Source organism: Paraburkholderia fungorum (assembly GCF_046027215.1).
GTDB lineage: Bacteria > Pseudomonadota > Gammaproteobacteria > Burkholderiales > Burkholderiaceae > Paraburkholderia > Paraburkholderia fungorum_D.
This window is the reverse complement of record NZ_JAQQEN010000001.1, coordinates 1,072,167-1,097,794: the sequence shown is the minus strand read 5'-3', so window position 1 is coordinate 1,097,794 and position 25,628 is coordinate 1,072,167. Positions and strand designations below refer to the sequence as shown.

24 protein-coding genes and 1 tRNA gene are annotated in these 25,628 nt (G+C 60.6%); 7 read left to right on the top strand and 18 right to left on the bottom strand.

Going from position 1 to position 25,628, the window contains the following annotated elements; all coding sequences use genetic code 11:
* Positions 1–38: 38 nt before the first annotated feature.
* From PQR27_RS04935 to PQR27_RS04885, 11 genes are all read right to left on the bottom strand, one after another.
* Complete coding sequence (locus PQR27_RS04935) at positions 39–1,292, bottom strand: NADH-quinone oxidoreductase subunit D (RefSeq protein WP_408522601.1); 1,254 nt, start codon at positions 1,290–1,292, stop codon at positions 39–41.
* Positions 1,293–1,301: 9 nt separating this feature from the next.
* The gene (locus tag PQR27_RS04930; protein ID WP_408522600.1) at positions 1,302–1,904 is read right to left on the bottom strand and encodes an NADH-quinone oxidoreductase subunit C; all 603 of its coding nucleotides are present in this window, start codon (positions 1,902–1,904) and stop codon (positions 1,302–1,304) included.
* Positions 1,905–1,926: 22 nt separating this feature from the next.
* Positions 1,927–2,406, bottom strand: coding sequence for a NuoB/complex I 20 kDa subunit family protein (gene nuoB, locus PQR27_RS04925; RefSeq protein ID WP_006052903.1), 480 nt, complete (start codon positions 2,404–2,406; stop codon positions 1,927–1,929).
* A 63-nt stretch (positions 2,407–2,469) separates the two neighbouring features.
* Positions 2,470–2,829: an NADH-quinone oxidoreductase subunit A gene (locus PQR27_RS04920; RefSeq protein ID WP_007175615.1), complete on the bottom strand. Its 360-nt coding sequence runs from the start codon at positions 2,827–2,829 to the stop codon at positions 2,470–2,472.
* Between the two features lie 160 nt (positions 2,830–2,989).
* A tRNA-Leu gene (locus tag PQR27_RS04915) sits at positions 2,990–3,074 on the bottom strand.
* Between the two features lie 113 nt (positions 3,075–3,187).
* Positions 3,188–3,565 carry a preprotein translocase subunit SecG gene (secG, locus tag PQR27_RS04910; RefSeq protein ID WP_408522599.1) on the bottom strand — a complete coding sequence of 126 codons (378 nt, stop codon included), beginning with the start codon at positions 3,563–3,565 and terminating at the stop codon, positions 3,188–3,190.
* A gap of 82 nt (positions 3,566–3,647) precedes the next feature.
* Positions 3,648–4,427, bottom strand: a complete 780-nt coding sequence (gene tpiA, locus PQR27_RS04905) for a triose-phosphate isomerase (RefSeq protein WP_408522598.1) — start codon at positions 4,425–4,427, stop codon at positions 3,648–3,650.
* A gap of 149 nt (positions 4,428–4,576) precedes the next feature.
* Complete coding sequence (locus PQR27_RS04900; RefSeq protein ID WP_408522597.1) at positions 4,577–5,593, bottom strand: NAD(P)H-quinone oxidoreductase; 1,017 nt, start codon at positions 5,591–5,593, stop codon at positions 4,577–4,579.
* Positions 5,594–5,734: 141 nt separating this feature from the next.
* The gene (gene pnp, locus PQR27_RS04895; protein WP_408522596.1) at positions 5,735–7,882 is read right to left on the bottom strand and encodes a polyribonucleotide nucleotidyltransferase; all 2,148 of its coding nucleotides are present in this window, start codon (positions 7,880–7,882) and stop codon (positions 5,735–5,737) included.
* Positions 7,883–8,233: 351 nt separating this feature from the next.
* Entirely contained in the window at positions 8,234–8,506 is a 273-nt protein-coding gene (gene rpsO / locus PQR27_RS04890) for a 30S ribosomal protein S15 (protein ID WP_011487489.1), read from the bottom strand.
* A gap of 182 nt (positions 8,507–8,688) precedes the next feature.
* Positions 8,689–9,984 carry a branched-chain amino acid ABC transporter substrate-binding protein gene (locus tag PQR27_RS04885; protein ID WP_408522594.1) on the bottom strand — a complete coding sequence of 432 codons (1,296 nt, stop codon included), beginning with the start codon at positions 9,982–9,984 and terminating at the stop codon, positions 8,689–8,691.
* A gap of 187 nt (positions 9,985–10,171) precedes the next feature.
* On the opposite strand from PQR27_RS04885, the gene PQR27_RS04880 reads away from it, so the two are divergent.
* Positions 10,172–10,723 (top strand): hypothetical protein, encoded by a 552-nt coding sequence (locus PQR27_RS04880; protein ID WP_408522592.1) that lies wholly within the window; start codon positions 10,172–10,174, stop codon positions 10,721–10,723.
* 101 nt (positions 10,724–10,824) lie between these two features.
* Here the strand turns inward: PQR27_RS04880 and PQR27_RS04875 are convergent, their stop codons facing one another.
* The 7 genes from PQR27_RS04875 to PQR27_RS04845 all read right to left on the bottom strand — a co-directional run bounded on the left by PQR27_RS04875 (position 10,825) and on the right by PQR27_RS04845 (position 20,794).
* Positions 10,825–12,372 carry a 2-isopropylmalate synthase gene (locus PQR27_RS04875; RefSeq protein WP_408522590.1) on the bottom strand — a complete coding sequence of 516 codons (1,548 nt, stop codon included), beginning with the start codon at positions 12,370–12,372 and terminating at the stop codon, positions 10,825–10,827.
* 357 nt (positions 12,373–12,729) lie between these two features.
* Positions 12,730–13,596, bottom strand: coding sequence for a CDP-diacylglycerol--serine O-phosphatidyltransferase (pssA, locus tag PQR27_RS04870; RefSeq protein ID WP_408522589.1), 867 nt, complete (start codon positions 13,594–13,596; stop codon positions 12,730–12,732).
* Between the two features lie 24 nt (positions 13,597–13,620).
* Positions 13,621–14,259: a phosphatidylserine decarboxylase gene (locus tag PQR27_RS04865; protein WP_408522588.1), complete on the bottom strand. Its 639-nt coding sequence runs from the start codon at positions 14,257–14,259 to the stop codon at positions 13,621–13,623.
* A gap of 117 nt (positions 14,260–14,376) precedes the next feature.
* The gene (gene ltrA / locus PQR27_RS04860; RefSeq protein ID WP_408522587.1) at positions 14,377–16,077 is read right to left on the bottom strand and encodes a group II intron reverse transcriptase/maturase; all 1,701 of its coding nucleotides are present in this window, start codon (positions 16,075–16,077) and stop codon (positions 14,377–14,379) included.
* 1,196 nt (positions 16,078–17,273) lie between these two features.
* A complete protein-coding gene (ilvC, locus tag PQR27_RS04855) occupies positions 17,274–18,290 on the bottom strand; it encodes a ketol-acid reductoisomerase (protein WP_408522586.1) in 1,017 nt (338 codons plus the stop codon).
* 133 nt (positions 18,291–18,423) lie between these two features.
* Entirely contained in the window at positions 18,424–18,915 is a 492-nt protein-coding gene (gene ilvN, locus PQR27_RS04850; protein ID WP_117338215.1) for an acetolactate synthase small subunit, read from the bottom strand.
* Positions 18,916–19,030: 115 nt separating this feature from the next.
* Positions 19,031–20,794 (bottom strand): acetolactate synthase 3 catalytic subunit, encoded by a 1,764-nt coding sequence (locus PQR27_RS04845; RefSeq protein ID WP_408522585.1) that lies wholly within the window; start codon positions 20,792–20,794, stop codon positions 19,031–19,033.
* Between the two features lie 352 nt (positions 20,795–21,146).
* Here PQR27_RS04845 and PQR27_RS04840 point away from each other — a divergent pair, with 352 nt between their 5' ends.
* The 6 genes from PQR27_RS04840 (at position 21,147) to PQR27_RS04815 (ending at position 25,624) form a co-directional block, all read left to right on the top strand.
* The gene (locus PQR27_RS04840) at positions 21,147–21,710 is read left to right on the top strand and encodes an RNA polymerase sigma factor (RefSeq protein ID WP_408522584.1); all 564 of its coding nucleotides are present in this window, start codon (positions 21,147–21,149) and stop codon (positions 21,708–21,710) included.
* The gene (locus tag PQR27_RS04835; protein ID WP_408522583.1) at positions 21,707–22,129 is read left to right on the top strand and encodes a DUF3619 family protein; all 423 of its coding nucleotides are present in this window, start codon (positions 21,707–21,709) and stop codon (positions 22,127–22,129) included. The genes PQR27_RS04840 and PQR27_RS04835 overlap by 4 nt, the downstream gene beginning before the upstream one ends.
* A gap of 16 nt (positions 22,130–22,145) precedes the next feature.
* On the top strand, positions 22,146–22,907 hold the full coding sequence (locus PQR27_RS04830; protein ID WP_408522582.1) for a DUF3106 domain-containing protein: 762 nt from the start codon (positions 22,146–22,148) through the stop codon (positions 22,905–22,907).
* 12 nt (positions 22,908–22,919) lie between these two features.
* Positions 22,920–23,444 (top strand): RDD family protein, encoded by a 525-nt coding sequence (locus PQR27_RS04825; protein WP_408522581.1) that lies wholly within the window; start codon positions 22,920–22,922, stop codon positions 23,442–23,444.
* A gap of 176 nt (positions 23,445–23,620) precedes the next feature.
* The gene (locus PQR27_RS04820; RefSeq protein WP_408522580.1) at positions 23,621–24,562 is read left to right on the top strand and encodes a UDP-2,3-diacylglucosamine diphosphatase; all 942 of its coding nucleotides are present in this window, start codon (positions 23,621–23,623) and stop codon (positions 24,560–24,562) included.
* Between the two features lie 30 nt (positions 24,563–24,592).
* A complete protein-coding gene (locus tag PQR27_RS04815) occupies positions 24,593–25,624 on the top strand; it encodes a glycosyltransferase family 4 protein (protein WP_408522579.1) in 1,032 nt (343 codons plus the stop codon).
* The last annotated feature ends 4 nt before the right edge of the window (positions 25,625–25,628 follow it).

Genomic DNA, 25,628 nt, shown 5'->3' with positions numbered 1-25,628 from the left:
TTCGGTGCAAGCTGAAGACACCCGCCGATGAATACGTCCTAGCGATCCACTTCGCCGAACACGATGTCTTGCGTGCCGATGATGGTCACGGCGTCGGCGATCATGTGACCGCGCGCCATTTCATCGAGAGCGGACAAGTGGGCGTAGCCCGGTGCACGAATCTTCAGGCGATACGGCTTGTTGGCGCCGTCCGAGATCAGATAGATGCCAAACTCGCCCTTCGGATGCTCGACGGCGGCGTACGCTTCGCCTTCCGGCACATGGAAGCCTTCCGTGAAGAGCTTGAAGTGGTGAATCAGCTCTTCCATGTTCGACTTCATGCCGACGCGCGACGGCGGCGCAACCTTGTGATTGTCGACCATCACCGGACCAGGATTCTTGCGCAGCCACTCAATGCACTGTTTCACAATCCGCGTGGACTGGCGCATTTCTTCGACGCGAACCAGATACCGGTCGTAACAGTCGCCATTCACGCCGACCGGAATGTCGAAATCCATCTTGTCATAGACTTCATACGGCTGCTTCTTGCGCAGATCCCACTCGATACCCGAGCCGCGCAGCATTGGGCCGGTCATACCGAGTTGCAACGCGCGTTCCGGGCTGACCACGCCGATACCGACCAGACGCTGCTTCCAGATCCGGTTGTCGGTCAGCAGCGTTTCGTATTCGTCGACGCACTTCGGGAAGCGTGTAAAGAAATCGTCGATGAAGTCGAGCAGCGAACCTTGGCGGTTCTCGTTCATCCTCGACAATGCTTTCGCATTGCGGATCTTCGACGCCTTGTATTGCGGCATTGCGTCAGGCAGATCGCGATAGACACCGCCAGGACGGTAGTAAGCCGCGTGCATCCGGGCGCCGGACACCGCTTCGTACACATCCATCAGGTCTTCGCGTTCGCGGAATGCATACAGAAATACAGCCATCGCGCCGACGTCCAGCGCGTGTGCGCCGATCCACATCAGGTGGTTCAGCACGCGCGTGATTTCGTCGAACATCACGCGGATGTATTGCGCACGCACCGGCACTTCGATGCCGAGCAGCTTTTCGATCGCCATCACGTAGCCGTGCTCGTTCACCATCATCGACACGTAGTCGAGACGGTCCATGTACGGCACGGACTGGATAAAAGTCTTGGTTTCAGCGAGCTTTTCGGTCGCGCGATGCAGCAGACCGATGTGCGGATCGGCGCGCTGGATGACTTCGCCATCCAGTTCCAGCACGAGGCGCAGCACACCGTGCGCGGCCGGATGCTGAGGGCCGAAGTTGAGCGTGTAGTTCTTGATCTCTGCCATGGCGTTCTCTTAGTGTTTCAGACCGCCATAGCGATCCTCGCGGATCACGCGCGGCGTGATTTCCCGCGGCTCGATCGTCACAGGCTGATAGACGACGCGCTTCTCTTCCGGGTCGTAACGCATTTCGACGTAACCGGAGACAGGGAAATCTTTACGGAACGGGTGACCAATGAAACCGTAGTCGGTCAGGATGCGGCGCAGGTCCGGGTGACCCTCGAAGACGATGCCGTACAGGTCAAACGCTTCACGCTCGTACCAGTTGGCCGAACTCCAGATATCGACGACTGAGGCGACGATAGGCACTTCGTCGTCCGGAGCAAACACGCGCAGGCGAAGACGCCAGTTGTTCTGGACCGACAACAGATGCAGCACAGCCGCGAAACGCGGACCGTCGTAAGCACCGTCGGCATAGGTCTGATAGTCCACACCGCACAGGTCGACCAGTTGCTCAAAACCGAGCGAACGGTCGTCGCGCAGACGCGTTGCCACGTTGAGGTAGTCGCTCGCCTTCACGACGATTGTCAACTCACCGATTGCCTCGGTGGTGCTCAGCAGGAGGCCGCCAAAGGCCGCCTCGAGGTTCGCTTTCAGGGTCTCGAGTTTGCTTGCCATATTGTGGGGAGAGGCGTTGGCCTTATTGACGGGCGATTGTGTTGGTGCGACGGATCTTGGCCTGCAACTGGATCACGCCGTACACCAGCGCTTCCGCCGTAGGCGGGCAACCCGGCACGTAGACGTCGACCGGCACAATCCGATCGCAGCCGCGCACGACTGAATAGGAATAGTGGTAGTAGCCGCCGCCGTTCGCGCACGAACCCATCGAGATCACCCAGCGCGGCTCAGCCATCTGGTCATAGACCTTGCGCAGCGCCGGCGCCATCTTGTTGCACAGCGTGCCGGCGACGATCATCACGTCCGACTGACGCGGACTCGGACGAAACACCACGCCGAAACGGTCAAGGTCATAACGGGCAGCGCCCGCATGCATCATCTCGACCGCGCAACACGCGAGACCGAACGTCATTGGCCACAACGAGCCAGTGCGCGTCCAGTTAATCAGTTTGTCCGCCGTGGTGGTGACAAACCCTTCCTTCAAGACCCCTTCGATACTCATTTGCTTTCCACTCCAGACGGGGCGGCAAGCCTTGGCCACCCACGCAAACCGGCGATTAATCCATCATTCCCAGTCGAGGCCGCCCTTCTTCCAGATATAGGCGAAGCCCAGCAGGAATTCGAGCAGGAAAATCATCATCGCCATGAAGCCGGGCCAGCCGATATCGCGCAGGGCCACGCCCCACGGGAACAGGAACGCGGTTTCAAGGTCAAAAATGATGAAGAGAATGGCGACGAGGTAGTAGCGCACATCGAATTTCATGCGCGCATCTTCGAATGCTTCGAAGCCGCACTCGTACGGTGCGTTCTTCTCAGTATCTGGCTTGTTGGGACCGAGGATCTTGCCAATACTGACCAGTGCTACGCCTAAACCGGTGCCCACAATGAGGAACAACAAGACGGGGAAGTAGGCTGCGAGGTTCAAGACTATCCTCAATCGGTTGGTTCTGAGTGCCGTCAGGAGCATAGCACTCCTGACGCGAAATCACTTCGGCAATGCACATGCCGCAAGCCCAACGCAAGTAGCGCGTCAGAAGTGAAAATGCCAGCCGAAGCGAAGCAAGCGGCTGGCATTAGATAACATTTGGTGCCGACGGCGAGACTCGAACTCGCACAGCTTTCGCCACTACCCCCTCAAGATAGCGTGTCTACCAATTTCACCACGTCGGCACTAACTGCAATCCGGGAAAACAACTTATAAAACCCGCGAATCGCTTCAAGACTTAGATTGTAACTGGTCTAAACAGTTTGTTCAACGCACAAAGGCACTTTGAACGAAAAATTTATTTCGGCACGTCCTGGCCAGGCACGGACGCCGCCGACGCCGGCAATACGGCCGAGCCACCTGCTGCCGCGGACGCAGCGGACGTCGCAGCCGGCGCCGTCACAGCCGCACCCAGCAGGCCTGCGGACGGTTTCGACCGATATGCGCCGAGGTAAGTGAGCGTCAACGTTGTTACAAAAAACACAGCCGCAAGCACGGCGGTTGTACGCGACAAAAAGTTCGCTGAACCGGTTGCGCCGAACAGGCTACCCGATGCGCCACTACCAAAAGCAGCGCCCATATCGGCGCCTTTGCCGTGCTGCAGCAAGACGAGTCCAATGACCCCGAGTGCCGACAACAACTGGACGACGATAATCAATGTTTTCAAATACAGCATCACACTCACCTGAGTCTTTATTTAACCGTGCCACACAAAGTGTGCCGCGCGGGCTGGGGCCATCCTCGCCGAGGCGCCCTGCTTAACTGGCGACGCTGGTCGCGCCTGCCGCCTTGCAGATCGCCAGGAAATCCTGGTCTTTCAACGACGCGCCGCCGATCAGGCCGCCGTCGATATCCGGCTGACGGAACAATTCTTCCGCGTTCTCCGGCTTCACACTCCCGCCATACAAAAGCGGCACATCCGCCACCACCGCACCCTTTGCCGCCAGACGCGAACGCAGGAATGCGTGGACCGCCTGTGCCTGCTCCGATGTAGCGCTCTTGCCCGTGCCAATTGCCCATACCGGCTCATACGCGACGACAATACGCGCCGCGTCTTCGGCCGACAGTTTCGCCAGCACTTCATCCAGCTGCGAGCCGACCACCTGCTCGGTCAAACCCGCCTCGCGCTCCTCGAGCGTTTCGCCGACGCAGACAATCGGCGTCAAACCTGCTTCCAGCACACGCTGCGCTTTCACCGCGACCAGTTCCGCGCTTTCGCGATGGTAGGCACGGCGTTCCGAGTGCCCGACAATCGCCAGCGACGCACCGAAATCCACCACCATTTGCGCAGCCACTTCACCGGTATAGGCGCCGTGCGTAAAGGCGGAAACGTCCTGCGCGCCCCACACGACCCGGCTGCCTTCCAGCAGCGCTTGCGCCTGGGCGAGATACGGGCCCGGCACACAGACACCGACCCGCACGTCAGCCGGCAATTGCCCCGCGCCTTGCGCTACCGCCTGCAACAGCGGGGCGTTTTCGGCGAGGCATCCGTGCATCTTCCAGTTACCGACTACCAGTTTGGCTCGTTGTTTCGACATCGTCTCGTCTTGTATTGGCGGCGGACTTTGTTTGCGCTAACAGCCCGCCTTTCGGATTCATGCGGCGTGCGCAAAACGCGCAATTTTACTGCGTGGGGTGGATCGGGTCAAACTGACCGTGTCAAACCGATCGTATCAAACCAACCATGTCAAGCGTCCTGACCCCAGCTCAATACGATCTTGCCAACATGCGTGCTGCTTTCCATCAACGCATGCGCTTCGGCCGCCTGCGCGGCCGGAAACACACGATGCACCACCGGCTTGATACGCCCATCTTCGAAATGGGGCCACACGCGCGCCTTCAACTGTGCAGCGATCTTCGCCTTGAATTCGATCGGGCGCGGGCGCAAGGTCGAACCGGTTACCGTCAAACGCCGGCGCAGCACTTCATTCAGATTCAATTCCGCCTTCGCGCCGCCCAGCAACGCGATCAGCACGATACGGCCGCCGTCGGCTAACGCCGTCAGCTCGCGTGGCACGTAACTGCCCGCCACCATGTCGAGGATCACGTCCACACCGCGATCATGGGTCAGCGACTTGATGACTTCGACGAAATCCTCAGTTTTGTAGTTGATCGCGCGCTCCGCGCCCAACGCTTCGCACGCGCGGCACTTGTCGTCCGAACCCGCAGTAGCGAACACGCGAAAGCCCAGCGCATGAGCAATCTGGATTGCCGTCACGCCGATGCCGCTCGAACCGCCCTGCACCAGCAGCGTTTCGTTCGGGCCGCCCTCGCCCGCGCCGAGTTGCGCGCGATCGAACACATTGCTCCACACCGTGAAGAAGGTTTCCGGCAGCGAAGCCGCCTCGACATCCGACAGGCCCGCTGGCACCGGCAAACACTGCAGCAGCGGCGCGGCTGCATATTCAGCGTAGCCGCCACCCGCCAGCAATGCACAGACGCGATCGCCGATTTTCAGACCGAACGGATTGTGCTTTTCGTCGATCGTGCCGCCGACGATCTCACCCGCCACCTCGAGCCCCGGCAGATCCGAAGCGCCCGGCGGCGGCGCATAGCCGCCTTTGCGCTGGAACACATCCGGGCGGTTGATACCGCAAGCCGCCACCTTGATCAGCACCTCGCCCGCTTTCGGCTGCGGCATGGGCCGCTCCGCCAGCTTCAGGACTTCCGGTGCGCCAAATTCGGTGATTTCGATCGCTTTCATCTGCGTCAACTCCAGGATTGGATTGCGTTGCATACCGGCAGGAACAAACAGAGTACCCGTTTGCAATGCAATCCACTCTGTAGCTTTCATGAAAAACGGCCGGCGCGCATTCGCGCTGCCGGCCGTCGCCCTGCTACCGCATTACTGCGGCGTCGGTTCGCCTTGCGGCGCGCCGTTCGCGGCGTCATTCAGCAACGCCTTGGCCGACAAACGCACACGACCCTTTTCGTCCGTCTGGATGACCTTGACCTTCACCTGCTGACCTTCCTTCAGGTAGTCGTTGATGTCCGTGATACGCTTGTTGGCGATTTCGGAGATGTGCAGCAGACCATCCTTGCCCGGCAGGATGTTCACGATCGCGCCGAAGTCGAGCAGCTTGAGCACGGTGCCTTCGTACACCTGGCCCACTTCGACTTCCACCGTGATGTTCTCGATACGCTTCTTCGCTTCGGCCATGCCTTCGCTGCTGGTGCTGGCGATGGTGACGACGCCGTCGTCCGAGATATCGATCGTCGTGCCGGTTTCTTCGGTCAGCGCGCGGATCACCGAACCACCCTTGCCGATCACATCGCGGATCTTTTCCGGATTGATCTTGATGGTGATCATGCGCGGTGCGTAGTCCGACAGCACTGTATTCGCGCCCGACACAGCCGAGGTCATCTTGCCGAGGATGTGCATACGGCCTTCCTTCGCTTGCGCGAGGGCGACCTGCATGATTTCCTTGGTAATGCCCTGAATCTTGATGTCCATCTGCAGCGCGGTCACGCCTTGCTCCGTACCCGCCACCTTGAAATCCATGTCGCCGAGGTGATCTTCGTCGCCGAGGATGTCCGTCAGCACCGCAAAACGGTTGCCTTCGAGGATCAGGCCCATGGCGATACCGGCAACGTGCGCCTTCATCGGCACGCCGGCGTCCATCAGCGCGAGGCAGCCGCCGCACACCGAAGCCATCGACGACGAACCGTTCGATTCGGTGATTTCCGACACGACGCGAATCGAGTAGCCGAATTCGTCAGCGCTCGGCAGGCACGCAGCCAGCGCGCGCTTGGCCAGACGGCCGTGACCGATTTCACGGCGCTTCGGCGAACCGACGCGGCCCGTTTCGCCGGTCGCGAACGGAGGCATGTTGTAGTGAAGCATGAAGCGTTCGCGGTACTCGCCTTCGAGCGCGTCGATGTTCTGCTCGTCGCCCTTGGTGCCCAGCGTTGCGACCACCAGCGCCTGGGTTTCGCCACGCGTAAACAACGCTGAGCCGTGCGTACGCGGCAGCACGCCGGTACGGATTTCGATCGGGCGCACGGTGCGCGTGTCACGGCCGTCGATACGCGGCTCGCCGTTCAGGATCTGCGTACGGACGATCTTTGCTTCGATGTCAAACAACACGTTGCCGACGGTCGCCTTGTCCGCCGCAACCGTGCCGGCTGCCGCGGCGTCTTCTTCCAGCTTGGCCGACGTTGCTGCGTAGACTTCCTTCAGCTTGGTCGAACGCGCCTGCTTGTCGCGGATTTGATACGCTGCAAGCAGTTCGGCTTGGGCCAGTTCCGACACGCGGGCGATCAGCGGCTCGTTCTTCGCAGCCGGCTTCCAGTCCCATTCCGGCTTGCCGCCTTCGCGAACCAGTTCATGGATCGCATCGATCGCGATCTGCATTTGCTCGTGACCGAACACCACGCCGCCGAGCATCACTTCTTCGCTCAGTTGCTGCGCTTCCGATTCCACCATCAGCACCGCGCGCTCCGTACCGGCGACGATCAGGTCGAGCGCCGATTCCTTCATTTGCGGACGCGTTGGGTTCAACACGTATTCGTTGTTGATGTAGGCCACGCGTGCTGCGCCGACCGGGCCGTTGAACGGCAGGCCGGAAATAGCGAGCGCCGCCGACGCGCCGATCAGCGCGGGGATGTCAGCGGGGATTTCCGGATTCAGCGACAGGACGTGGATCACGACCTGGACTTCGTTGTAGAAGCCTTCCGGGAACAGCGGGCGCAGCGGGCGATCGATCAGGCGCGAAATCAGCGTTTCACCTTCCGACGGACGGCCTTCGCGGCGGAAGAAGCCACCGGGGATCTTGCCTGCTGCGTAGGTCTTTTCGAGGTAATCGACGGTCAGCGGAAAGAAGTCCTGACCCGGCTTGGCAGTCTTGGCGCCGACCACAGTAGCCAGCACAACCGTATCTTCGACGTCGACGATCACGGCACCGCTTGCCTGACGAGCGATTTCGCCCGTTTCGAGGCGAACGTTATGTTGTCCCCACTTAAATTCTTTGACGATCTTATTGAACATAGTCATTGTCTTTCCTCATCGTTTGGCCGCGCGGACCAGAAGCGGCGCGGCAACGCCAGGACCGGCGCCACAGGGGAAGAGTAGTGTTATGCCATTCCAGAGAACCACGCTCTGCGCGCGCGAACCGCTGGAATGACACAAAGCTCTGCCCTGAAGCACGGCCGTATTGCTCTCTGTATTACTCTCTTCTACTGCTTTTTTTCTGCTTTCTTACTGCCTTTTTCCCGCTAACCGCCGCATGAATCATCACGCTACCGCGGCTGACAGGCGGCGCGCATCACATGAAGCGCACCGTGCAAAAACAAAATGCCTGTATCAGTGGAACTGACACAGGCATCTTGCTGAACGACTGGCCGATTACTTACGCAGACCCAGCTTCTCGATCAGTGCGCGGTAACGATCCGCGTCCTTACCTTTCAGGTAGTCGAGCAGCTTACGACGGCGGCTCACCATGCGCAGCAGACCGCGGCGGCTGTGGTGATCTTTCGTGTGTGCCTTGAAGTGAACGGTCAGTTCGTTGATGCGGGTCGTGAGCAGCGCGACCTGAACTTCGGGGGAGCCGGTGTCGTTAGCTGCGCGTGCAAATTGCGCAACGACTTCGGACTTCTTGCTTGTTTCAACTGCGGACATGTCGATTTCCTTAAGAACCAGACAGGCGGTCACGGAAGAAAGGCCGTGCCGTGGGTTACCCGTGTGCATTTACATGCCATGCTTTACAACGGGACGCATATTGTAGCACAGCCCAATCCGGCCGCGAACCCTGCTGTGCCGGGGGTGAATCGTGGCGGCGCCAGCCTCCCTTGATAGGGACTTCATGGCCGTTTCATCTTGCAGACGGTCGACGGTACAGTCCGCTCCGCCGGCAATGCCAGCACGGTCCGGAAGCCAAATCCGGAGCCTTCGTTGTCGAAATGCACGCCTCGCGTGCCAGCCTTGTCCATTTCCATCACGTAAAGGGGCTGGATCAGCTGATGGTCATCGGCGCGCATCCAGGACGCATGAAAGCCGTTATCGAATCTGATTCCTTCCAGCGCCCTGGCAACAGCCGCGGGATCGGCACTGCCGACGCGATTCATCGCCGCAGCGAGGGTTTCGATCATCAGCGACATACGCAGCACCGGGTAGTCGTCCTGCGCGGCCGGGAAGCGGGCGCGAAAGGCGGTGTACCAGGCGTCGGAGGCCGCGCCACCGACGTTCGGATGCCAGTCGGCCACCGCGATCACGTGCTTGACGCCGGCGTCCCCCAGCGCCGCCGGCGCGCCGAGACTATTTCCGTAGAACGTGTAGAACCGGGTATCGAGCCCTTGCTCTCTTGCTGCCTTGACCAGCAGCGTCAGGTCGTTGCCCCAGTTGCCCGTGATGACCGCATCCGCCCCGCTTGCGCGAATCTTTGCGATGTACGGCGCAAAATCCTTCACCCGGCCGATCGGATGAAACTCGTCCCCGACCACGGCGATATCCGGGCGCTTCGTCGCCAGCGCCGAACGCGCGAGGCTGCTGACATCGTGGCCGAAGCTGTAGTCCTGGTTCAGCAGATACACCTTCTTCACCGAGGCGTCGCGCTGGATCACATCCGCGAGCGCGTCCATACGCATGCCCGCGTGCGCGTCGAAGCGAAAGTGCCAGAAGCTGCAATTCGCATTGGTCAGCGCGGGGTCGTCGGCGGAATAGTTGAGAAACACCTCGCGGTTATCGGGCTCGCGACTGTTCTGCTTGTCGATCGCGCCGATCAGCGCCGCGGCGACCGCGGAACTGTTGCCTTGCATGATGTAGCCGATGTGCCGGTCAGCGGCCGCACGCAGTTGCACGAGCGCTTCTTCGGTGCTGCCCTTGCTGTCCAGCACGACCAGTTCGAGCGGGTGCGCGCCGTCGGCCAGCTTCACTCCGCCGTGGGCATTCACCTGCTCGACGCCAAAGCGCAGATTGCGCTCCACCGCCGCGCCGGCGTTTGCGAACGGGCCGGACATGCCCTCAATCAATGCCAACTGGATTAGCTTACTGGCCGGCTTGCCTGCCGCACTGCCGCTCGCCGTTTCCGCGGCGTAAGCCGTCGCGGCCATCGAAATCGCTGCCAGCGCCGCTGCTGCCGCGCGTTGCCACTTCGCCATCGTGATTGCCCCGCTTGATTGGTCGAAGCGCGGATCATAGGACGCGCGAGACGGAATAAGCAAGCCGGCCAGTCCGTTACTTACTGACTTAGAGCCTTTTACGAAGCGCAAATCTTTTGCCTCGGCCCGTGTCAAAATAATGCGTCTCGATGAAAAAACCGCTATTCAAATGCCATCGGAGGAATTCATGTTCTACCGCCACCCTACTACGGCGGCCTCGATCGGAACACCGCCCGCCAGCCGCCTGCGCCGCGCAGCGCTCGTGTGCATGAGCGCACTGATGCTGGCAGGCTGCGCGCAGCCGTGGCAGCAATTTCAGGCGGGAGCTGACGAATCGACCATCGTCGCGAAACTGGGCGCGCCACGCGAAAGCTACGATTTGCCCAACGGCGGCAAGCGGCTGATGTGGCCGACCCAACCGATGGGCGAATTCACCACCGCCGCCGATATCGACGCGGCCGGCAAAATCGTCAACGTCCGCCAGGTCCTGCAGCCCAACGAATTCTACCGGGCGGAAATCGGCAAATGGACCAAGAGCGACGTGCTCGTCAATTTCGGCCGCCCGGTCGAAACCTCGTACTTCCCGCTGATGAAGCGCGAGGTCTGGACGTACCGTTATCTCGAAGACAACGTCTGGTACATGATGTACAGCTTTTACTTCGACGATCAGGGCATTGTGCGGCTCACGCAGAAAACGCCTGATCCGTTGCACGATCCAGATCGGCGCAGCCTGTTCTGAGCGTCCGCAGCGCAAAAAACAAAGCCCTGTGCTTGTCAGCGCACAGGGCTTCGCACAACCTCATCGATTCAGGCGCGCCAGCGGCGCCACCGCGCCTACGTTCATTCCGAACGTTGCGGATTCAACTTGTCGAAGTTCGAATGCAGCTTGTTCAGCGCCGAGATATACGCCTTCGCGGAAGCCGCGACGATATCCGGATCGGTGCCCACGCCGTTGACAATCCGCCCGCTCCGCGACAGCCGCACGGTAACTTCGCCCTGCGCCTGTGTGCCGGTGGTAATCGCGTTCACCGAATACAGCAGCAATTCCGAGCCGCTGCCGACTTCCGTTTCGATCGCATTGAGCGTGGCGTCCACCGGACCATTGCCGCGCGCTTCGCCGGTCACTTCCTTGCCTTCGACCGAGAACACGATTTTCGCGTGCGGCTGCTCGCCAGTTTCCGAATGCTGCGACAGCGACAGAAACTTGTAGTGCTCCCTTTCCTGCGCCTCAGCCGATTCCTCGGTCACGATCGCGATGATGTCTTCGTCGAAAATTTCCGACTTGCGGTCGGCCAGTTCCTTGAAGCGCGCGAACGCGGTGTTCAGTTCGCCTTCGCTATCGAGCGCGATACCCAGTTCCTGCAGACGTTGCTTGAACGCATTGCGGCCCGACAACTTGCCGAGCACGATCTTGTTCGCGCTCCAGCCCACGTCTTCGGCACGCATGATTTCGTACGTATCGCGCGCTTTCAGCACACCGTCCTGGTGAATGCCCGACGCATGCGCAAATGCGTTCGCGCCCACGACCGCCTTGTTCGGCTGCACGACGAAGCCGGTGATCTGCGAGACCAGTTTCGACGCCGGCACGATCTGCGTCGTGTCGAGACCGATATCGAGGCCGAAATAATCCTTGCGCGTTTTCACGGCCATCACGATCTCCTCGAGCGACGTATTGCCCGCACGCTCGCCGAGACCGTTGATCGTGCACTCGACCTGACGCGCGCCGCCGATCTGCACACCGGCCAGCGAGTTCGCGACCGCCATGCCGAGGTCGTTATGGCAATGCACGGAGAACACCGCTTTGTGCGAGTTGGGGATGCGCTCGCGCAGCGTCTTCACCAGCTGGCCGTAGAGTTCCGGCACGCCGTAGCCGACCGTGTCCGCGATGTTGATGGTGGTCGCGCCTTCGGCAATCACCGCTTCCAGCACGCGGCACAGGAAATCCATGTCAGAACGGCTGCCGTCTTCCGGTGAAAATTCGACGTCGTCCGTGAACTTGCGTGCGAAACGCACCGCCAGCTTCGCCTGCTCGAACACCTGATCCGGCGTCATGCGCAGCTTCTTCTCCATATGCAATGGCGACGTGGCGATAAACGTATGGATACGGAAGTGATCAGCGGGCTTGAGCGCGTCGGCGGCGCGCTGGATGTCTTTGTCGTTCGCGCGAGCCAGCGAGCAGACCGTGCTGTCCTTGATCAGCCCCGCGATGGTGTGGATCGAATCGAAGTCGCCGTTCGAGCTGGCGGCAAAACCCGCTTCGATCACGTCCACTTTCATGCGTTCAAGTTGCTTGGCGATGCGGATTTTTTCTTCTTTCGTCATCGACGCGCCGGGCGATTGTTCGCCGTCGCGCAAGGTTGTGTCGAATATGATCAGTTTGTCTGCCATGGCGGGTCTCCTGGGGAGTCGTTCAAATGTGGGGATCGGATATTGGAATTCGGGTGTTTGCGCCACCGCTGGCGACGCTAAACCATAGACGAGGCAGACGGAGGGCGAAAACCGATCAGCGCGGTAGACGCGCTAGCGCTAGCAGGCCGAGTGGCCCGCCAGCTTGCCGAGGCTCTTGCTCAGCCTGAAAGAGGAGCGGGAACGCGTTCATCCGACGACTATAGCGGCATTCCCAGCATCGTGCAATTAGCGCGACGCTTGCCGGCAGGTGCCCTCAAACAACGACCGCACAACGAAAAACGGCAGCCCGCAGGCCGCCGTTTTTCAGTTTGCCGATACGCGGCGCAACCCTCCGGATCATCTGTCCCGCTCAGCCGACCGGGCCGGATTCGCCCGGCCCCGCAGCGCCTGGTAGCCCCAGAACACATAGCCCGACAGACCGTACAGCACGAACAGGCCGAACAGCATCAGCGGCGGATCGGACGACACCAGCACGAACGCAACCACCACCAGCAGAATCACGCCGAATGGCACGCGATGCCGCACGTCGAGCGCCTTGCCGCTGTAGAACGGCGCGTTGGACACCATCGTCACGCCGGCATAGATGGTCAGCACGAACGCGACCCACGGCAGCCACACCAGCTTGAGCGGCACGCGGTTATCGGTGGCGAGCCACACGAAGCCGGCGATCAGCGCCGCCGCGGCCGGACTCGGCATACCCTGGAAGAAACGCTTGTCGACCACGCCGATGTTCGTGTTGAAGCGCGCCAGACGCAACGCCGCCCCCGAGCAGTAGACGAACGCCGCGAGCCAGCCCCAGCGGCCGAGATCTTTCAGGATCCACTCGTACATCACCAGCGCCGGAGCGACGCCGAACGACACCATGTCCGAAAGACTGTCGAACTGTTCGCCGAACGCGCTTTGCGTATGCGTCATGCGAGCGACGCGGCCGTCCATGCCGTCGAGCACCATCGCCACGAAAATCGCGATCGCCGCGACTTCGAAGCGCACGTTCATTGCCTGCACCACCGCAAAGAAGCCGCAGAAGAGCGCTGCCGTGGTGAACGCGTTCGGCAGCAGATAGATGCCGCGCTTTCTCAGGAATTGCTGACGCTGCGCGCGCCGGCTATCGACTGCCGACTCCGCCACCATCGGCTTGTTGCGGCGGAACGGACGCGGAAGCGGTCCGCTGTTGCGGGGTCGACGCGGTTTGAATGCGGCCATTCGGAAAACCTCCTGTGTGCCGCTTTATAGTTCAGCGAGGATCGTGGACGACGCGGAAACCTTCTCACCGATCGACACACGCGGACGGCTGCCCACCGGCAGATACACGTCGACACGCGAGCCAAAACGGATAAAACCATATCGTTGACCGCGCGTGAGCGGCTCACCCGTTCGAACGTAGCAAAGAATGCGCCGCGCGATCAAGCCGGCGATCTGCACCGAGGTCACCGTCTGGCCGCCGGCCATTTCGATCACCACCGCGTTGCGCTCGTTTTCGGTTGAAGCCTTGTCCACGGCGGCATTCAGATACGCGCCCGGGAAATATTCGACCTTGGAGATTGCGCCATCTACCGGCGAGCGTTGCGAGTGGACGTTGAAGACGTTCATGAACACGCTGATTTTCAGCGCCTCACGGTTGGCATACGGATCATGCGCGGTTTCGACTGCGACGATACGGCCGTCGGCCGGGCACAGCACGGCATTTGCCTGAGTGGGAATCGGACGTGCCGGATCGCGGAAGAACTGCACGACGAAGATCAGGATCAGCCAGAACAGCCAAGCAAAGCCGAACCCCGCGAAGGCATGCACCAACAATGCTACGACGGCCGCGATGGCGATGAACGGCCAGCCTTCTCGCGCGATGATCGGATGAGGGTAATTCATGGATGGCTTCTGTATTTTTGGAGGGTAGCCCCCCTTCCTCGCGGAAGAAGGGCCCCCTAAGAACCGTACGTGCGAGTTTCCCCGCATACGGCTCAAATCTACAAACAAAGCCCGGACTTAGGACCGGGCCGGCTTAGTTACCGCAATTTTACCTGCGTGCACCTGCTGATGGCAGTGCGGGTGAAGCAGAACCCTGTTCGAAAGAGCGTCCGTGCCACCATGCATCCGATACTCTAGATGGTGGTCATGCCAGCCGGTCTCTTTTGTCAGGGCACAACCGCAGTGCGAGCAAAGCCCGTCCTGCGACATATACAGCGAAACCCATTGCTTCCGGTAACGCATTGAGTGTTCCATGCGCGCCTGTCGCAACTGTTCGCCGTACTGCTCCCACTCAGGATCAAAGGGATTAAATGCTCCTTTGACCTTTCTGTGCCGCTTAATTTCCGTACCGCTGAGCTGGTACAGGCTAAGCAACCCCTTACCACCGTCGTCACGAGCTACAGGAACGGCGTACACCCAGTGTCGATTGCCCTCCGAGTGAAAGTATTTCTTTTTCACCCATTCGGCGCTCTTGTTCAGGTGCCGCCTCGTCGACCACCGCCAAAGCCTCCGGAAAATCAAAGACTCCATGCGGCTGTATGCCTCTTTGGCGACCACAGGACTGTGATACTGCGCCCAGCCCCGTAGCATCGGGTTCAGCAGTCGAATCAGATTCTCCTGCTTCACCGTCTTGTGACCGCTGATCGTATCCGCCACCTTGCGATAGAACGTTTGTACGTTCTTCTTGCTCGGCTTGATGAGTAGCACCTCCGAGTATTTACGGAAATTCCACCCCAGGAAATCGAAGCCTTGGTCAATGTGTGTGATCCGCGTTTTCTCCTCCGATAGCTGCAACCCTCTAACAGCAAGGAATGCCTCCACCCAAGGCCTAACCTCGTGCTCCAGCAGCTCTTGCGAGTCACCGGTGATCACGAAGTCGTCCGCGTACCGCACTACATTGACTTTAAGCTTGTTGGCTTTTGCGATCCCAAACTTCGCACTAAGGTGCGCCAGCAGTTCTCGCTCCAGCCCGTTCAGCGTCACATTCGCCAGCGTCGGAGAAATGATTCCTCCTTGTGGCGTACCGGCCTCAGTCGCCTGAAGCTGCCCCTTGTAAATCAGGCCAGCTTTCAGCCATTTCCGCAGGATTTCCTTGTCCATTGGGACGTGGGTTTCCAGCCAGTCATGGTTGATGTGGTCAAAGCAGCCTTTGATATCCGCTTCCAGCACCCAGCGAGCAGAGCCCTTCTGGGACATGGCAACGAAAATCTGTGACATAGCGTCGGCCGTCGAGCGGTTTAACCTGAACCCGTAAGAGTTCGGGTCGCTCGTCGATTCCGACACCGGCTCCAAGGCCAGCAGATACAAAGCTTGCATCGCCCTGTCCCGCATGGTCGGAATGCCCAGAGGACGTTCCTTCCCATTGGCCTTGGGAATAAAGACTCTCCGTAAAGGCAGAGGCTTATATCCACGCCGCTTCAACCTGCCGACAGCAAGCCATCGGCTCTCAGGCGAGTCCCAAAGTTCGCGATCGACTCCAGCCGTTCGCGCACCCTGATTCTGCGTAACACGTCGTACCGCATACAACTTCGCGGACAACGTGCGGGTCAACATCCGTTGCAAGGCCTTCACCCTGCGCCAGTCGTTGTCCCGCGTCGCCTTCGCAATTCGAATCTGCATCCCTCTCACGTTCCGTTCAACCCGACGCCAATCTACGGCGTACCAATTGTCAGGCGCGTGGGAGAGCGCAGATCCGGTCTTTCGACCAGATACTTTCATGCTGCTCTCCTACTCGAAGAAGTGAATCCCAAGCGGAGAACAGATCACCCCTTGCGGGAGCGATCTGCTCCCGCAAGGGGGTTAAAAACATACGCTGATGACTAAGGAGCCACCGGCAATCACTTTTTCAGCTAAAGGGCCAGTCAGCCATCTTGCGACGGTAGACCAGACGGAAGTCTGCCCGCTTTCGCGTGGGGTAATGTCTCAACCCCTATCCGATCCGTTACAGACCGGCTTTCGCTTTTTCCGTCATCCCATACCTGCACAATCAACAGCGTCCCTCACGGTTCGCCTGCCAGCCAAACTGCGGCCGGCAACCATACAGGCTTACCACGTTCCCGGCATGTCACACGACCGACTTAGGTTCTGCCTATTCCCCGGCGGTCCGATGACGACGTAACCCGAATTTACAGCGGGTTATCCGACCGCACACCGTTTGGTTGATGCCTGTCAGCAGCTTTGGCACCGTCCTACTTACGAGGTTTATCAGCAGTTCACTTCCGTTAACCGTATCAGCCAGCCTAGCGCCTCAACCCCTTTGCTGTTTGGAGTCTCCAAGCAAACACCTCACGGCGTTCACTCGCTCGATACATCCGAAGGCTACATTGTTGGAAGAGCTTCACACCCCACCGTTACCAGTGACGCATGTCTTCCTAGGCTACTGCTGGTCGTACAGCAGGTTCACTACCCTCGACATAAGTGGCTGTCGAGGTCGAACAATGACACACCGAGCTTGCGCTCGTATTCTCATAACGAAACCGTTGCCCGAAGGCGCGGGAATTACATACTCCACTCCGCTTTGTCAGCGGAGGTGAAGCCGCTGATTGGGCGGAACCTGACGGTAATCAGGTCAATGCAATGCGATGGCCGGAGAAGTACGGCACGCCAGTCATCGCTTATAGCGATGCCCGGCATACCCATACCGAGATCGCTTCGTTACAAGAAGTGCAAAGGCTACGAGGCTTCGTGAGGCCTCACATTGCACTTTCGCGGTCGGTTGGGCTCATAAGGACGCCCTCCTGATGCCGCTAGTCGATGTCCCCTTACGTTGGGGACGACCCGGACACGAGCGTGCGTGTCGCACGTAAAACCGTAGGATAGCAAAAGCCGCCCAGGGTTCAGCACCCTTGGACGGCTTTTTGCATTACCGGCACCCGCGGCGGTGCGCCGCACCGGTCAGAGGCGGCAAAACTGCCTTAGTTCTTCGACTGATCGACCAGCTTGTTCGCAGCGATCCACGGCATCATCGAGCGCAGCTTTGCACCCACTGTTTCGATCTGATGCTCAGCCGTCAGACGGCGGCGCGATTGCAGCGTCGGTGCGCCGGCCTTGTTTTCGATGATGAAGCTCTTTGCGTACTCGCCGGTTTGAATGTCGGTCAGCACGGCCTTCATCGCCTTCTTCGTTTCAGCCGTCACGATGCGCGGACCCGTCACGTACTCGCCGTATTCGGCGTTGTTCGAAATCGAGTAGTTCATGTTCGCGATGCCGCCTTCATAGATCAGGTCGACGATCAGCTTCAGTTCGTGCAGGCATTCGAAGTACGCCATTTCCGGCGCGTAACCCGCTTCCACCAGCGTTTCGAAGCCGGCCTTGATCAGGTCGACGGTACCGCCGCACAGCACGGCTTGTTCGCCGAACAGGTCGGTTTCCGTTTCTTCGCGGAAGTTCGTTTCGATGATGCCGGCACGGCCGCCGCCGTTCGCTGCCGCGTACGACAAAGCGATGTCACGTGCTGCGCCCGACTTGTCTTGCGCAACTGCGATCAGGTGGGGCACACCGCCACCTTGCGAGTACGTACCGCGAACCGTGTGGCCCGGGGCCTTCGGCGCGATCATGATGACGTCGAGGTCGGCGCGCGGAATCACCTGGCCGTAGTGCACGTTGAAGCCGTGCGCGAATGCCAGCGCTGCGCCTTGCTTGATGTTGGCGTGCACTTCCTTCGCGTACACGTCGGCGATCTGCTCGTCCGGCAGCAGCATCATCACAACGTCAGCGCCCTTGACGGCTTCCGCCACTTCCTTGACTTGCAGGCCAGCGTTCTCAGCCTTGCTCCACGATGCGCCGCCCTTGCGCAGACCGACCGTGATCTTCACGCCGCTTTCGCTCAGGTTCAGCGCGTGCGCATGGCCTTGCGAGCCATAGCCGATGATGGTGACTTGCTTGCCCTTGATGAGGGAGAGGTCGGCGTCCTTGTCGTAGAAAACTTTCATGTCGGTTCCTTGGCTAAATTCGGTGAAATCAGTGAAATACAAATACTGCGAATGTTGTGTTGCATGGCCGGGTTCGTGTGGGCACTGCCCGGCCTCGATCAGCACGGTATCTAACGGTAGATGAGCTCGCGCGTCAAACCTTCAGAATGCGCTCGCCGCGGCCAATACCCGAGCCGCCGGTACGGACGGTTTCGAGAATCGCGGTGGCGTCGATCCCTTCGATGAAGGCATCGAGCTTCTCGCTAGCGCCCGTCAGTTCGATCGTGTAGGTCTTTTCGGTGACGTCGATGATGCGGCCGCGGAAAATATCCGACATCCGTTTCATCTCCTCACGCTCCTTGCCGACCGCCCTCACCTTGATCAACATCAGCTCGCGCTCGATGTGGGCGCCCTCGGTAAGGTCGACCACTTTCACCACCTCGATCAGGCGGTTCAGATGCTTCGTGATCTGTTCGATCACGTCGTCCGAGCCAATGGAGACGATGGTCATGCGCGACAGCGAACGGTCTTCGGTCGGAGCCACCGTCAAGGTTTCAATGTTGTAGCCGCGTGCGGAGAAGAGCCCCACCACGCGTGATAACGCGCCCGGTTCGTTTTCCAGCAGGACGGAAATAATGTGTCTCATGTTTCGCTTCTTCCAGATGTCGATGTATCGATGTATGCGGGCCGTTTCGCGCCGCCTCGACCGCGTTCGCCTTTTGTGAAGGCGTGCCTGACGAAGCCGGCGTCAGAAGCGGTCGTTATAGATCTTCCGAACCCATGAGCATCTCGGTGATGCCCTTGCCGGCCTGAACCATCGGCCAGACGTTTTCGGTCGGATCGGTCTGGAAATCGAGAAACACCGTGCGATCTTTCAGGCGCAACGCTTCTTTCAGCGCCGGCTCGACGTCCGCCGTGCGCTCGATGCGCATGCCGACGTGACCGTATGCTTCAGCGAGCTTCACGAAATCCGGCAGCGCGTCCATGTACGAATGCGAATAGCGCTTGCTGTATTCGATCTGCTGCCACTGGCGCACCATGCCCAGATAGCGGTTGTTCAGCGAAATGATCTTCACCGGCGTCTCGTACTGCTTGCAGGTGGAGAGTTCCTGGATACACATCTGGATCGACCCTTCGCCCGTGATACAGAGCACGTCGTCGTCCGGGTGTGCCATCTTCACGCCCATCGCCGCCGGCAGGCCGAAACCCATCGTGCCGAGACCGCCGGAATTGATCCAGCGGCGCGGCTTGTTGAAGCGGTAGAACTGCGCCGCCCACATCTGGTGCTGGCCGACGTCGGAACACACGAAGGCATTGCCGTCGGTCAGTTCCCACGCCTTTTCCACCACGTACTGCGGCTTGATGATGTCGCTCTTGCGGTCGAACTTCAGGCAGTCTTTCGCGCGCCAGGCTTCGATGTCCTTCCACCAGTCGGCGAGCGCCGCGGTGTCCGGACCGTGCTCGGCCGTTTGCAACTGCTCGATCAGCTCCTTCAGCACTTCCTTCACGTCGCCGACGATCGGAATGTCGACCTTGACGCGCTTGGAGATGGAGGAAGGATCGATATCGATATGGATGATCTTGCGCGGACGCGACGCGAAGTGCGCCGGGTCGCCGATCACGCGGTCGTCGAAGCGCGCACCGATGGCGATCAGCACGTCGCAGTGCTGCATGGCCATGTTGGCTTCGTACGTGCCATGCATGCCGAGCATGCCGAGGAATTTCTTGTCGCTCGCGCGATAGCCGCCCAACCCCATCAACGTGTTGGTGACGGGATAGCCGAGCAGATCGGCGAACTGGTTCAGCTCACGCGATGCGTCCGCGAGGATGATGCCGCCGCCGGTGTAGATATAAGGACGCCTGGCCGACAGCAACAAGGCGACCGCCTTGCGAATCTGGCCGGAGTGTCCCTTGGTCACCGGGTTATACGAGCGCAGCGAAATAGTCTTGAGCGGTTCGTACTGGCAGGGCGCCTTCGAGACGTCTTTCGGAATATCGATCAGCACCGGGCCGGGACGGCCGGTACGGGCGATGTAGAAAGCTTTCTTGACGGTAGCGGCGAGATCGCGCACGTCCTTCACGAGGAAGTTGTGCTTCACGCAGGGACGCGTGATGCCGACCGTGTCGCACTCCTGGAATGCATCCTGGCCGATCGCGGCAGTCGGCACCTGGCCGCTGATCACCACCATCGGGATCGAATCCATATACGCGGTGGCGATACCGGTCACCGCATTGGTGACGCCGGGGCCGGAGGTCACGAGGCAGACACCGACTTTGCCGGTGGAACGCGAATACGCGTCGGCGGCGTGAACCGCAGCCTGCTCATGACGCACGAGGACGTGCTGGAATTTGTCCTGCTTGTACAGCTCGTCGTAAATGTAGAGTACCGAGCCGCCGGGATAGCCCCACACAAACTCGACGTCTTCGTCGGCCAGTGCCTTCATGAGCACGGTGGCGCCGATAGAGTCAGCTTCAGGATGGGGTGTCGTATCCGACGTGGAGAATTCCGCGCTGGGCATATTCATTTATTCACCTTTCGAATTTTCGGCAAAAAATTGATCGGGTGCTCTCTGCCGGGCTTGTGGCTCGGGTTCAAGCGGCGCGTCCAGTTGACAGGTGAGCTTCTTGGGCCACACCTCAATTGAGACAACTCACTTATGTTGCGAACCAGCGAAGATATCTGCAGAAACTCGCGCGGTCAAGCAAATATTGCCGTCGCGCCCTGCCCCTCAATCTCATATTTGACCGAAAGCCTGTTATTGAGACGCAAGGCGGATCACGTTTCGCCCCAGGGGCGCAAAAGTTTGTTAGCATCCGCGAGTTTTACGACATTTTTCGACCGATTACGCGCACGCTCGCTGCGCCGACCCCCAACGGATGGCATCAGACAAGGAACTCGCCGACTTTCTGGCGGGCGTCGAAAGGCGCGCATTCAAGCAGACGGTCTACGCCGTGCGGGACGACGACGCCGCGCTGGACATCGTGCAGGACGCGATGATCAAGCTCGCCGAAAAATACGGCGACCGTCCGGCCGCTGAACTGCCGCTTCTGTTTCAGCGTATTCTCCAGAATGCGATGCACGACTATTTTCGTCGGCAGAAAGTGCGCAATACTTGGGTTAGTCTGTTCTCCTCGCTCGGCAACCCCGATGACGACGAATTCGACCCCCTCGAAACATTCGAGGCGCAGCAAGGTTCAGCGGGCTCAGAAAGCAACGAACAGAAACTCGAACGCGAACAGGTCTTACAGTCAATCGACGACGAGATCCAAAAGTTACCGGCACGTCAACGGGAGGCGTTTCTCATGCGTTATTGGGAAGATATGGATGTCGCCGAGACTGCCGCCGCGATGGGCTGCTCCGAAGGCAGTGTGAAAACGCACTGCTCGCGGGCCACCCACACGCTGGCGCAAGCGCTCAAGGCTAAAGGAATCACGCTATGAGCTCCCTCGAAACCAAAGAACTCGAGTTCGCCCGCCAGGTGCGCCGCGCGCTCGACGAAACCGCTGCCAGTATTCCGTCCGCCACCGTCGACCGACTCGCCGTGGCGCGCCGCGCCGCGCTTGCCCGCAAGAAGCCTGACACCGTGAGCGCGCCCGTGTTCGTGCCGGCCTTCGCCGGTGCCGGCATGCCGGCCATGCCGCAGCCCGAAGCCCCGCGCCGCCGTTCGCCGCTGCGCCGCTTCGCGCTGGCGTGGCCGCTCGTGGCGCTGGTCGTGAGCCTCGTGGGCATTGCCTACTGGCAAGACCAGCAGCGCACGGCTGAACTCGCCGATATCGACGCCGCGATGCTGAGTGACGACCTGCCGCTCGATGCCTATCTCGACCACGGTTTTAACGCGTACCTATCGCGCGGCCACTGAGCGGGAGATCCTTCGGGTGAGTTACAAGCGCGGCTTGGCCGTTGTATTCGGATGCGCAATCGCAGCCCTCGTGTCGTTCGCCGCGACCTATCCGCGCTTTTATCCGAGTTCGTCGCCCGTCAGCGCGCCTGCCGCCGGCGTCGCAACCGCGAAAGCGCCCGCCCCAACTCTCGCCGTCGAACTGCCGGGCCTGTCCGACAACACGAGTCCCATGGCGTGGTCGCGCCTGACCTCCGCCGAGCACGTCGCGCTCGCGCCATTCGCCGCCCAGTGGGATTCGTTCAGCGACGAACGCAAGCGCAAATGGATCAAGATCGCGTCGCGTTATCCGAAGTTATCGCCTGATGCGCAAAAGCGGCTGCATGAGCGCATGGCCGAATGGGTCCGCATGACGCCCGACCAGCGGCGCGTGGCACGCGAAAACTACCAGGTTTCGAAGGAGTTGCCGCGCGAAGCCCGCCAGAATGCGTGGAAGGCTTACCAGCAGTTGCCTGAAGAGCAGAAGGAGCGGCTCGCCGCGAGCGAACGCAAACGGCGGCCAAGCGTGGTCAGCGCGCCGCCGTCCGGCAAGAGTGAAATCAAGGGCCTCGACCGCCTGGTCAATGCCCGCGAACACAGCGCGAGTGGCGCCGTGGCGGTGAGCGCCGCAGCCGGCGCGTCGTTGCCGGGCCCAGCACTGCCCGCGGCGCCCGCGATTCCCGCCGCCGGCAGCTTCGTGCCCGCCACGCCGGTGCCGGTTTCGCCGGCCGAGGCGCCGTCGATCTTCAACGGCTCCTGAACCGGTCCGACTGTGTCCCAGCCACTCGCCACTTCCTCCGCCCTGCCTGCCGACGCATCCGGCACCGCACCCACTATTCGTCGGCGTCTCGCCGCGCTGCTCTATGAAGCCGTGATCCTGTTCGGCGTGGTGTTCATCGCCGGCTATCTGTTCAGCACGTTGACGCAGCAGCGCAACGGCCTGACCCATCACAACATTCTGGCGACATGGATCGGTTTCGTCGTCGGTCTGTACTTTGTCTGGTTCTGGACTCACAGCGGCCAGACCCTGCCGATGAAAACGTGGCGCTTGCGTGTCGTCGCCGCTGATGGCGCACCGCTTTCCACCGGCCGCGCCATCGTTCGTTACGTGCTCGCCTGGCTGTGGTTTTTGCCGCCGCTCGCACTGCATCCGTTGCTCGGCCTGTCCGTACCGCAAACTCTCGCGATCGCCGGCGTCTGGTTCGTGCTGTGGGCCGCCACCGGCCGCTTCGATCCGCAGCGTCAGTTTCCGCACGACCGCCTCGCCGGTACCCGCGTAATCAACGTCGCGCGCTGAGCCGCGCAGCCGTCCCGCCATGCGCGCCGCCGTGCCTGCGGTGTGCGCCCGCTTGGCCGCAGTGTCCCTCGCTCCCGCCTTGCGCTTTCCCCGAGTAATAAGAACTTCTTGTGACTGTCACGGCACAGTCACGCGCGACTGGCGCAATACGGGCACCGCAACTCGACGCGTGAGCCATGGACCCCAATACGTCCGCGACTTCCCTGTTCCGCCAGACCGGCCCGAGCGTCGACCCCGTCGCGTTCCGTCCGGAACCCAACCATAGTCACGGCTTGCCGCTGCCTGTGCCGTCCTTGCCAATCGACGCACACGCCGGCCATCACGACGACGATCACGCCGAACCGCACCGCTACCGCACCATCTGGCTGTCCGACGTCCACCTTGGCTCGAGCGGCTGCCAGGCGCCCTATCTGCTCGACTTCCTGCGTCACAACGAATCGGAATACCTGTACCTGGTCGGCGACATCATCGACGGCTGGCAGTTGAAAAAAGGCTGGTACTGGCCACAGGCGCACAACGACGTCGTGCAGAAGGTGCTGCGCAAAGCACGCAAAGGCACCCAGGTCATCTACGTACCCGGCAATCACGACGAAGCCGCGCGGCAGTTCTGCGACCTCGCATTCGGCGACATCCACGTGCGCGGCGAAGCGTTTCACACGACGCTCGCCGGCAAGCGGCTATGGATCGTGCATGGCGATCTGTTTGACGGCGTGATCCAGCACGCCAAGTGGCTCGCGTATCTCGGCGACACGCTCTACACGATGATCCTGGTCCTGAACCGCTGGTTCAACCGCATCCGTAGCCGGCTCGGCTTTCCGTACTGGTCGCTATCGCAGTACCTGAAGCATCAGGTCAAGAACGCGGTGAATTTCATCTCCTCGTTCGAACGCGTGATGACCGACGAAGCACGTCGCCGCGGCTGCGACGGCGTGGTGTGCGGGCACATCCACAAAGCCGAGATCCGCGAGATCGACGGCGTGCTGTATTGCAATGACGGCGACTGGGTCGAAAGTCTGTCGGCGCTAGTCGAGACGTATGAAGGCGAACTCAAGGTGATCTACTGGACCGTGATGCGCGCACCGGAAGAAAGCGTGCAAAAGGCCCGGGCGACCGCGTAGTCCCTCTTAACTTCTATTGGGCCAAAACCGATGAAGATCATGATCGTCACCGATGCATGGGAACCGCAGGTCAATGGTGTCGTACGCACGCTTAAAAACACCACGCGCGAGCTCACCGCGCTCGGCCATCGCGTCGATCTGCTCACACCGCTCGAATTCAAGACGATTCCCTGCCCGACCTATCCTGAGATTCGCCTGTCGCTGCTGCCGCGCCGCAAGCTGCGTCAGCGGATCGACGAGTTCGCGCCGGACGCGCTGCATATCGCTACCGAAGGCCCGCTCGGCATGGCCGCGCGCGCCTACGCGATCCAGCACAAACTGCCCTTCACGACCGCTTATCACACGCGCTTCCCGGAGTACGTGCAGGCACGCTTCGGCATTCCGCTCGCCGCGACCTACAAGTTTCTGCACTGGTTCCACAAGCCGTCGCTGGCCGTCATGGCGCCCACGCCGGTGGTCAAGGCCGACCTCGAAAAATTCGGCTTCACGAATGTCGTGCTCTGGACGCGAGGCGTCGACCTCGACATCTTTCACCAGATGGACTCGAAAGTGCTCAACACTGCGCGGCCGATCTTTCTGTACGTCGGGCGCGTAGCGGTTGAGAAGAACGTCGAGGCCTTTCTGAAGCTCGACCTGCCCGGCTCGAAATGGGTCGCCGGCGAAGGCCCGGCGCTCGCCGAACTGAAGTCGCGCTATCCGCAGGCCAACTACCTGGGCGTACTCACGCAAGCCGAACTCGCCAAGGTCTATGCCGCCGCCGACGTGTTCGTGTTCCCGAGCCGCACCGATACCTTCGGACTCGTGCTGCTCGAAGCGCTGGCCTGCGGCACGCCGGTCGCGGCTTACCCGGTCACCGGTCCGATCGACGTGCTGGGCGACGGCGGCGCGGGCGCCATGCATGAAGACCTGCGCGAAGCCTGCCTCGAAGCATTGAAGATCGATCGCGACCATGCGCGCGCGTGGGCCGAGCGCTTCTCGTGGGCGGCGGCGTCCGAACAGTTCGCGGCGCATCTGAAGCCGTTGCCGCGCGCGTCGTACAGCGAGGAAGGCGCCGCCGCGTGATGCG